Source organism: Streptomyces misionensis, assembly GCF_007896895.1.
Lineage (GTDB): Bacteria > Actinomycetota > Actinomycetes > Streptomycetales > Streptomycetaceae > Streptomyces > Streptomyces misionensis_A.
Window position 1 is genome coordinate 1 of record NZ_VOGW01000059.1, and the last position, 8,928, is coordinate 8,928.

The 8,928-nt window shown below is 69.0% G+C and carries 8 protein-coding genes; 2 read left to right on the forward strand and 6 right to left on the reverse strand.

Annotated features, from left to right (window positions below):
* Positions 1–212: 212 nt before the first annotated feature.
* The 3 genes from FRZ03_RS10705 to FRZ03_RS10715 form a co-directional block, all read right to left on the reverse strand.
* Positions 213–521 carry a hypothetical protein gene (locus FRZ03_RS10705; RefSeq protein WP_009189392.1) on the reverse strand — a complete coding sequence of 103 codons (309 nt, stop codon included), beginning with the start codon at positions 519–521 and terminating at the stop codon, positions 213–215.
* A gap of 359 nt (positions 522–880) precedes the next feature.
* The gene (locus tag FRZ03_RS10710) at positions 881–2,191 is read right to left on the reverse strand and encodes a S53 family peptidase (RefSeq protein ID WP_146464913.1); all 1,311 of its coding nucleotides are present in this window, start codon (positions 2,189–2,191) and stop codon (positions 881–883) included.
* Between the two features lie 363 nt (positions 2,192–2,554).
* Entirely contained in the window at positions 2,555–3,910 is a 1,356-nt protein-coding gene (locus tag FRZ03_RS10715) for a S53 family peptidase (RefSeq protein WP_146464914.1), read from the reverse strand.
* A 352-nt stretch (positions 3,911–4,262) separates the two neighbouring features.
* Between FRZ03_RS10715 and FRZ03_RS10720 the strand changes: the two genes are divergently transcribed.
* Together FRZ03_RS10720 and FRZ03_RS10725 are read left to right on the forward strand one after the other, a co-directional pair.
* Positions 4,263–4,502, forward strand: a complete 240-nt coding sequence (locus FRZ03_RS10720; protein WP_146464915.1) for a Rossmann-fold NAD(P)-binding domain-containing protein — start codon at positions 4,263–4,265, stop codon at positions 4,500–4,502.
* Positions 4,503–4,641: 139 nt separating this feature from the next.
* Entirely contained in the window at positions 4,642–5,406 is a 765-nt protein-coding gene (locus FRZ03_RS10725) for a trypsin-like serine peptidase (RefSeq protein WP_146464916.1), read from the forward strand.
* A gap of 5 nt (positions 5,407–5,411) precedes the next feature.
* Here the strand turns inward: FRZ03_RS10725 and FRZ03_RS10730 are convergent, their stop codons facing one another.
* Genes FRZ03_RS10730 through FRZ03_RS10740 form a run of 3 tightly spaced genes read right to left on the reverse strand, consistent with a single transcriptional unit; the run spans position 5,412 to position 8,753 of the window.
* The gene (locus tag FRZ03_RS10730; RefSeq protein WP_146464917.1) at positions 5,412–5,945 is read right to left on the reverse strand and encodes a hypothetical protein; all 534 of its coding nucleotides are present in this window, start codon (positions 5,943–5,945) and stop codon (positions 5,412–5,414) included.
* Between the two features lie 50 nt (positions 5,946–5,995).
* Complete coding sequence (locus FRZ03_RS10735) at positions 5,996–8,239, reverse strand: DUF6571 family protein (RefSeq protein WP_146464918.1); 2,244 nt, start codon at positions 8,237–8,239, stop codon at positions 5,996–5,998.
* Between the two features lie 13 nt (positions 8,240–8,252).
* Complete coding sequence (locus tag FRZ03_RS10740) at positions 8,253–8,753, reverse strand: hypothetical protein (RefSeq protein WP_146464919.1); 501 nt, start codon at positions 8,751–8,753, stop codon at positions 8,253–8,255.
* Positions 8,754–8,928: the final 175 nt, after the last annotated feature.

Here is an 8,928-nt window from a genome sequence, read left to right on the forward strand (position 1 = left end):
TTGTCGGGGAGGCGGGTACGGGTCTGGCCCGTGTCGCCGTAGTCGGAGTAGCCCTGCTCGTCTCCGGGACTCATACCGGGTACGCCCCCTCCACCTCGTAGACATACGACGGTAGCCGTGCTGGTTCCCGCGCGGACGCGGTGTGGTGACTCGACATCAGGGAAACGCAACCTCAGCCGGTGGGCACGACGGACAGGGAGGGGACAGGGAGGCTAGACCGCCATGCCGTAGACGATGGTGAACAGCGTGCCGAGGGAGCCGATGATGAAGACTCCGGTGAGCCCGGCGATGATGAGGCCCTTGCCCTGCTCCGCGCTGAACGTGTCGCGCAGCGCCGTCGCCCCGATGCGCTGCTTCGCCGCGCCCCAGACAGCGATGCCGAGGCAGAGCAGGATGGCGACGGCCATCACCACCTCGATCATCACCTTGGCCTCGTTGCCCAGGCTGCCGAAGGGCCCCCAGTTCGGAGCGATCCCGCCGATGATGGTGTTGATGTCTCCCTTGTCGGCCGCAAAGAGCATGTAAGTCACCGCCCCTGATGGGTAGTTCCGCGAGCCCTCTGCGGTGTGCAGAGGTCAGGCCTCATTGTCGCCGACAACGTCGCCGTCGTATGTCGACTTGACGTCATTGACTGGCGGGTTTCGTACGAATACGACGTACGGTCACTCTGTGTATCACGGCAGGTCACCCCGGGCAACGAGGTCCGACCGGAACCTGCCGTGTGGTCCCGTCGTTGACCTTTTTTACGCCCTGGCACGGTTTTTGACGGCTGGTCGGGTGAGAAGCCGCATCGATGGTCTCATGCGCGGGCGCCCGAGAACGGCCGAGGGCCCCGGCGGCGGGTGCCGCCGGGGCCTGTGGGGTGCTGGTCGGGGAGGGGTCAGCCGGTGAAGGCCGAGACGCCCGCCGGGGTGCCCCAGCCGGTCGGGCCGTCGTAGCCGGACCGGGCGGTGCACAGGTAGCTGGTGGTGCAGGAGCCGTTGCTGCCGCTGGTGACGTCGTTCAGCGCCGTGGTGCCGGCCTTGGCGTAGGGGAACTTGGCCGGGTAGCTGCCGCTGCTCGGGGTGCCGGCGAGGGCGTAGACCGAGGCGATGATCGGGGAGCTGGCGCTGGTGCCGCCGAAGGTGTACCAGCCGGCGGTGACGCCGTAGGAGTCGTAGACGGAGACGCCGGTGGCCGGGTCGGCGACGGCGGAGACGTCCGCGATGGTGCGCTTGGCGCAGCCGGTGTCGGTCTGCCAGCTGGGCTTGGCGTCGTAGGCGGAGCAGCCTGAGCCGGTGCCCTCGGTGCTGGAGGTGTTCCAGACGGTCTCCGACCAGCCCCGGGTGGTGGAGGACTTGGTGAGGGCGGTGCCGCCGACCGAGGTCACGTACTGGGAGGCGGCGGGGTACTCGGCGCCGTAGCCGGAGTCGCCGGCGGAGACGGTGATGGCGACGCCCGGGTGGTTGAAGTAGGAGGAGTCGTAGCTGCTGTCGGAGGAGGACTCCGAGCCGCCGTAGCTGTTGGAGACGAACTTGGCGCCCAGCTTGACCGCCTCGTTCACCGCGGTGCCGAGGTTGGCCATCGTCGGGGTGGTCGCCTCGACCAGCAGGATGTTGCAGTTCGGGCAGATGGCGGAGGCCATGTCGAGGTCGAGGGAGATCTCCTCGGACCAGCCGGCGTCGCTGGTGGGCAGCGAGGTGGTGGAGCCGGTCTGGCTGACCTGCTTGAAGCAGCCGCTGGCCTTGGTGCAGGCGGGCAGGCCGTAGTAGGAGCGGTACTTGGCGAGGTCGGCCTCGGCGTTCGGGTCGTTGTAGGCGTCGACGATGGCGATGGTCTCGCCCGAGCCCTTGGCGGAGGCGGCGGAGGTGAGGCCGTAGGCCGCCTGGAGGTCGGAGGGGCCGTACCCGGAGGGCGTCGAGGCGTTGGCGGCCTTGGGCGTGACGCCGGTGCGGGCGGCCTGCTCCCGCTGGAAGGCGGTGAGTCCGCCGGTCACCCGCAGGGAGTTGCAGGCGAGTTCACCCTGGTGCTTCGGGGTGGCACAGGGGGTCTTGGCCCAGGTCGCCCCGGCGGGGGCGGCGGTGGCCGCGCCGGCCTGGGCGGCGGTGCCGAACCCGGCGAACGCGAGTGCGGCAGCGGCGGCGAAGACGGTGCCGATGCGGCGCCGGCGGCCGGGTGCGGCCGTGGTGCCGATGGCGGGGGACGTACGCATGTGCAGCCTCCTGATGTTCCGGTCGAGGGGTGGGAACAGGGGCGTTGCTGGTGCGTGCGGCGGTACGACGAAGACGATGACTTGTTGAGTACGCGACAACAAGGGGTGTGCTGCCCGTGCGCGGGAATCCTGGCTTCCGCCTTACCCAACGTTGTCGTTCCCTTGACCCAACTCACAGGTGACGACGGGGAAACGGACGGGCGGCGGGGCGGTGGGCGCCGGGTGCCGACACGGCGGAGGGCGGGCCACGGCCGGCTGCCGTGGTCCGCCCTCCTTCTTTCCGTGCCGCCGAGGGAGCCCCACGCCCCCCTCATCGGCGGCGCCCCGTGACCCGACGGGGTGTCCCGTTCTCGGGTCGGCGGCTCAGCCCGTGAAGGCGGCCGTGCCCTCGGGGGTGCCCAGGCCGGTCGGGCCGTCGTAGCCGGACCGGGCGGTGCACAGGTAGCTGGTGGTGCAGGAGCCGTTGCTGCCGCTGGTGACGTCGTTCAGCGCGGACGTACCGGCCTTGGCGTACGGGAACTGCGCCGGGTAGCTGCCGCTGCTCGGGGTGCCGGCGAGGGCGTAGACCGAGGCGATGATCGGGGAGCTGGCGCTGGTGCCGCCGTAGGTGTTCCAGCCGGTGCCGTCGGCGCCGTAGGTGTCGTAGACGGAGACGCCGGTGGCCGGGTCGGCGACGGCGGAGACGTCCGCGATGGTGCGCTTGGCGCAGCCGGTGTCGGTCTGCCAGCTGGGCTTGGCGTCGTAGGCGGAGCAGCCGGAGCCGGTGCCCTCGGTGCTGGAGGTGTTCCAGACGGTCTCCGACCAGCCCCGGGTGGTGGAGGACTTGGTGAGGGCGGTGCCGCCGACGGCGGTCACGTACCGGGAGCCGGCCGGGTACTGGGCGCCGTAGCCCGAGTCGCCCGCGCTGGCGGTGATGGCGACGCCCGCGTGGTTGTAGTACGACGAGTCGTAGCTGCTGTCGGAGGAGGACTCCGAGCCGCCGTAGCTGTTGGAGACGTACTTGGCGCCCAGCTTCACGGCCTCGTTGACCGCGGTGCCGAGGTTGGCCATCGACGCCGTCTTGGCCTCGACCAGCAGGATCTTGCAGTTCGGGCAGGTCGCGCTGACCATGTCGAGGTCGAGCGAGATCTCACCGGCCCAGCCGCTGTCGGCGGTGGGCAGCGAGGTGGTGGAGCCCGTCTGGCCGACCTTCGTGAAGCAGCCGTTGGCCGTCGTGCAGGCCGGCAGGCCGTAGTACGAGCGGTACGTGTTGAGGTCGGCCGCCGCGTTCGGGTCGTCGTAGGCGTCCACGATGGCGACGGTCTCGCCCGAGCCCTTGGCGGAGGCGGCGGAGGCCAGGCCGTAGGCGGACTGGATGTCCGAGGGGCCGTAGCCGGTGGGGCTGGAGGAGGTGGCGTTCGGGCTGATCGTCCGGGGTGCGACGCCCTTGACGGCGGCCTGCTTCTCCATGAAGGCGGTGGTGCCCCCGGTCACGCGGAGCGCGTTGCAGGCGGCGTAGCCCTTCTTCGGGGCGCCGGCGCACTCCTTCGTGTACTGCACATGGGCCTTGGCGACCTGGGCGGCGATGGTCTTGGCGCTCACCTTGTGCGGGGTGGCCGCCTCCGCGTGGGCGGCGGTGCCGAGGCCCGCGAGGGCGAGCGCGGTGGCTGCGGCGGCGGCCGAGCCGATCCGGCGCCATCTGCCGGATATGTGGGGGGTGAGCGGGGTGGTCGTACGCAACGTACAGCCTCCTGGAAGCGATGGGGAGAGGCCTGCGGTGGGGACCACCGGCGGGTTGGCCGGTGGGGGCGGCGGCCCGCGACGACCATCGCTTGTTGAGTACGCGACAACAAGGGGCTTTCGGAATCCTGACTTCCGCGTTACCGAAACGGGGTGCCGGGCTTACTGATCAATGGCCCGCGGATGACGGGGAGATGACCTGCTGGGGCGGGGTGTGGGAGGTGGACGGCGGGTATGCGCAGGTGAGTTGAGGTAGTCGGCCACTGAAGAGTTGTGTTGACCAAGCGAATTGAGATGCCAGGTCGCACCGTCCACGTGTCGTCCGTGGTGGGGCGGCCGGGTCGGACGGGTGATGTCGGCTACGCCACCGAAGGCGGGCCGCGACGGTCCGAGCGGGGCACTCGCGGCCGGCGCCGGCCCGTGCGGGACGACCGTCGGCTCGGTCGAGCCGGGCACCTGTGCCACCGAGGCCGACGCCGAGCCGACGGCCGGCCCCGGCTGGGAACGCCGGCTGCGCGGCCGTACCGCGCCGGGCCGCCGGGGCAGGCCGGAGGAGGTCGCGGTGGACGGTGGGATGACGACGACGTCCTGACGCCGGATGACCGGTGGGGAGGCGGGCGGGGCGGAGCGCCAGTACCGTGGTGGCTGCACCGGCCATCGGGAGGTTTCTGCCGGAAATCTCAGCGAAGTCGGAGCGGGTTTCTCACCTTCGTGAGACAGAGTGAGGCCTGATGAAGCGCATCTCACGCATCTCGGTCACCTCGCGTCCCGCGTTGCTCGGGGCTGTGGTGATGCTCGCCCTGACGTCGGCGTCCGTGGCCGCCGCCGATGACGGGCCGGGACCCCTCGGGGTCACCGCGGACGCGGTCGCGACCGCGCGCGCCGCCCGGGTCGGCGCGCTGTTCGGCGCGGATCGCGTGAACAGCCTGGCCGGCGGGCACTTCTGCACCGCGTCGGTGGTGCACAGTCGGCGGGGCGACCTCATCGTCACCGCCGCGCACTGTGTGAGCGGCTCCGACGACGACCTGGTGTTCGTGCCGGGCTACCGGGACGGGCAGGCGCCCTACGGGGTGTGGAAGGTGACCCGGCGCTTCCTGCCGGACAGCTGGGCCACGGACCAGGACGAGGACGGCGACCTCGCCTTCGCCACGGTGGCCGATCTCGGCGGCCGGACGATCGAACAGGTGGTCGGCGGCAACCGGTTCGTCACCGGTACCTCCACGGGGGCCACGGCGGTGACGGTCACCGGTTACCCGGACTCCCGCGAGGTCCCCATCCGCTGCACCAACAAGCCGCGCCGGCAGAGCGCCACCCAGCAGCGCATCTACTGCCCCGCCTTCACCGGCGGCACCAGCGGCAGCCCCTGGATCAACGGCGACCACCAGGTCGTCGGCGTCCTCGGCGGCCACGAGGAGGGCGGCTCGACGGACGACGTGTCGTACAGCGTGGTGCTGGGGACGGAGGCGGGGGAGCTGTACCGGGACGCGACGAGCTGACGCCCCTACTCGGGGAACGGCCTGCCGTATGTGCAGGTGTCGGTCTGCTCGACGGCCTTCGTGTACTCGGTGACGAGGCGCTTCATCGCGTCGGCGTCCTGGTGGTCCGCCGAGTACATCTGGAACGCGGTGAACAGCCGGGCACCGAGAAGCTTCTTGCTCGTGCAGTTCCGCGTCTCGCCGAACCCTTCCCAGCCGGAGTAGAGGAACCGGCCGCCCTCGGCGCGGTGGTCGAGCTTGGAATTGGCCTGGCCGCCCACGTAGTAGGTCGTATTGGGGGCATCTGCCAACCACTGCAACGAGGTCTGCGCCACGAGGCGGGAATCGACGCGGACCTCGCAACGGACTCCCCAGCCGTCGGAGAGCTTCTGCTTCGTCGCCAAGGTCCGGCCGCTCGGCAGGAACGGCGTCAACGCCTCACTGTCGACGGGGATCCCGCACAGGGTGCGGGGAACCGCGTACTCGCGCTTCTCCTCCATGCCGCCGCCGCACCCGGAGAGTGCGGCCAGAAGAGCGGCGGCGGCGGAGACGGCGGCCACAGGTCGCAGTATTGCGCGAACCCGGATGGCGTTCATAGGCTTGCGTTCCTTCATCCCGCGATGTCCGCTGTATTGCCGGGGTCCTGGCCGTTCAGGATTGCCTGGGCGTTGTAATAGCCTTGATGGCTCGCATTCGACGCATAATTCACAAGGTCTGGGCTAAGGTGGTAGCGCTTTACTGCCAGCTCCGTCGCGGTTTGTGTGTACTTGCTGTTGCGGTCCAATCCGGTCTGCCAAACCTGTGATTCGTTGTCGTGAGCACCATCCGCCGCGTTGCCCTGCACGTCTTGGAAAAGCCACTGCAGCGCGGAGCCCGTCGCAGTGCCCGCGGCTCCGCCCACGATCCCACCGGCCACAGGTGAGCCGATGAACGACGTGCCCACGCCGACGGCGGTGCCGATGCCACCGGAGATCAGGTTTTGGTACTGGGCGACAGCGTGGTTGAAGGCGTCGTCCTTTCCCTTCGCCGCACTTCCGATGGCCTCCATACGGCCCAGGCCGAGGACCCCGGAAACCTCCCCACTGTGCTCCGCGACGGTCTGCACGAGAAGTTTGTGATCGCTGGTGAAGCGGTGGTCGGCAGGCAGGTCGGGGTCCAGGTGGTACTGGAGCAGATTGGACATGTATGCCTTCTGGCCCACTTCGACCGCAGCGTATCCCTCCGGATTCTGCCCCACGGCAAAGAGGAATTTGTTCACGTCCCTGCCGTCGAGGTGGGCGGCGGATCCGTCGATGGGGTACAGCAGGTCCGTGTGCGGCAAGTCGGTGTTCGCCCTGTTGATGTCCGGCAGATACTCCGCCGCGATCTGCCCGAAGCTGTCGGACATGTAGCCGCGGGTCGTCAGGAGTTCGGGTTTGTCGGCGGTGGCGGAGACGATGTCCTCGAACAGGCCGGTCTGGGCGGGCGTGTGGGCCGGGGTGTCGATGGTCGGCATCTCGCCCGCCGGGTGCCCGGTGGTCGCTGCTTCCAGGGCCTGGGCCAGGAAGTTCTGGCCGACGGTGCTGTGGACGCCGTGGGGGTCGATGGAGTCCATCGGCCAGTGGCGCTGTTTGAAGAGGTAGTCGAAGTTGGACACCGCGGACTTGTGGTGGGAGTCCTGCGCGATGAAGTCGTCGTTGAAGAAGTTCGTGGCGGCCGCCGGGTTGTTCGACAGGCCCTTCAGGTAGCCGTTGAGCGGATCCCAGCCGCCGTCACTGCCCTCGTAGTTGAGCTGCGGACAGAGGCTCGCCTGCCAGGCCACGTTCTTGCCGTCGTCGGTGTAGAAGCGCTCGGTCTTCATGAGCGCGTGGCCGTAGTCCGTCATGAACTTGTCGTCGAAGTCGCCGTCGCGCATCAGATTGCTCATCACCTGGAAGCCGAGGACGTTGCCGTTGGTGCCGACGGCCCTGCCACCGGTGTCGATGACCTGCTGCTTCCACTGCGTCATACCCGCGCTGTCCGACTGGCTCGCGGTGGCCAGGGTCAGGCTGAGGTTCTTCTGCAACTCGGCGAACTTGTATCCCCGCTCGTAGCCGAGGTGGCCGCCCTCACGGGAGTCGTTGAGTCCGAGCCAGAAGTCCTCCGTGCCCTTGGCACCGAGTCGCTCGGCGAACTCCTCGGCGAACAGCGGGTCGTCGTGGTACTGCCTCAGGCCGTTGTTGATCGCGTCGAAGTCCTTCGCGGTCAGCTGCCGCGGGTCCTTCTTCGCGAGCTTCGCCAGCTCGTCAGCCTCTTGGACCGCCTTCTCCGCCTGGTCACGGTTCTTGTAGACGACGCCGGAGAAGCCGTACTTGCTCTCGTCCACGAGCGCCGTGAGCACCTGGGACGCGGTGCTGTCGCTCTTCGCCGCGTTGTTCAGGATCCGCTGTACACGGTCGCGCAGGTCGTCCTCGTCGGCGACGCTGTGCTCCGGCACCGAGGTGCCGTGCGCCGCGCGGTCGGGGTGTACGACCATGGTGACGATGAAGCCGCCGTCCCCCGACGGGATCACCGTGAGGTTCTTCTTGCGGCCGTCCTCGACCGCCTGGTGCAGCTGTTGCTTGTAGGATTTCAGCTCGTCGCGGGTGTCCTGGAGGATGTTGTGGATCGACGTCGCCTCCTTCGTGGCGTCGTCGAATTCGCCCGCGGTCTTGCCGATGAATTCCTTGGAGACACCGGCGTTCACACCGTGCCAGTCCGCCTTGACGGCCTTGTCGTGCAGCCCGTCCCGCGCCTGCTTCTGTAAGTCGGTGAGGTTGCGCACCAGCAGTCCCCAGTCGCTCACCGCGTCGTCGAGCAGCTTGAAGTCGGCGTGGTAGAGGTCTTCGAATTTCACCGAGCGCCCTTCCTCACTGCTTCTTCTTCGGCTTGGGAGTCTCGTAGACCGGGTTCTTCTCGCCCGGTGGGCCCACGCGGTCGTCGAAGCCGGCGTCCAGGGTGTCGATGCTGCTCATGCTGCGGGCGATATAGCCGTCGTCCCCGGAGTGGATCTTCTGGGTGACGTGCATGTGGTTGGCGATCTGCGCGCAGGCGTCCAGCAGCGACTTCAGCTGGTCCTCCCAGCGCTCGTGCACGTGCTTCAGGCCGGCGCCCAGTGTGAACCCCTGTCCGGACAGGTCACCGGCGGCCGACTCGCTCGTCGCCTGTGCCACCCGGGCTCTCTTCCATAACTGGTCGTAGAGGTCGTGCGCCTCCTTGCCGATCCCGGCGAGATCGGCGTTGGTGACCTTGAGGTCACCGTAGGTGGTGCTCCCCTCGATGGGGACGGCGTGATTGAGCTGCATCCGCGGGGATCCCGCGCCGCGCCGCGCCGCGTCGGTCTTGAGCTGTTCCCACTCGTCCCACGCCATCTCCGGTACTCCTCCCCCTGCCGTCCCTGGCCCGGGCGCCCGGGATCTCACCGAGGGGCTCATCGTAGGGGGAGGCCGAATCGGTCGTGGCTCGGACGGACGTTCTCGTGCCGGCGGGCCTTGGCTTCTACACTGCTGTGCGGCGGACTGGCGGGCGGCGAGGGGCGGTTGACGG

Coding starts and splice junctions, on each gene's coding strand:
- FRZ03_RS10710 (WP_146464913.1), bottom strand. CDS start 2,191: ATGCGTACGTCCCCCGCCATCGGCACCACGGCCGCACCCGGCCGCCGG.
- FRZ03_RS10740 (WP_146464919.1), bottom strand. CDS start 8,753: ATGGCGTGGGACGAGTGGGAACAGCTCAAGACCGACGCGGCGCGGCGC.
- FRZ03_RS10725 (WP_146464916.1), top strand. CDS start 4,642: ATGAAGCGCATCTCACGCATCTCGGTCACCTCGCGTCCCGCGTTGCTC.
- FRZ03_RS10705 (WP_009189392.1), bottom strand. CDS start 521: ATGCTCTTTGCGGCCGACAAGGGAGACATCAACACCATCATCGGCGGG.
- FRZ03_RS10720 (WP_146464915.1), top strand. CDS start 4,263: ATGTCGGCTACGCCACCGAAGGCGGGCCGCGACGGTCCGAGCGGGGCA.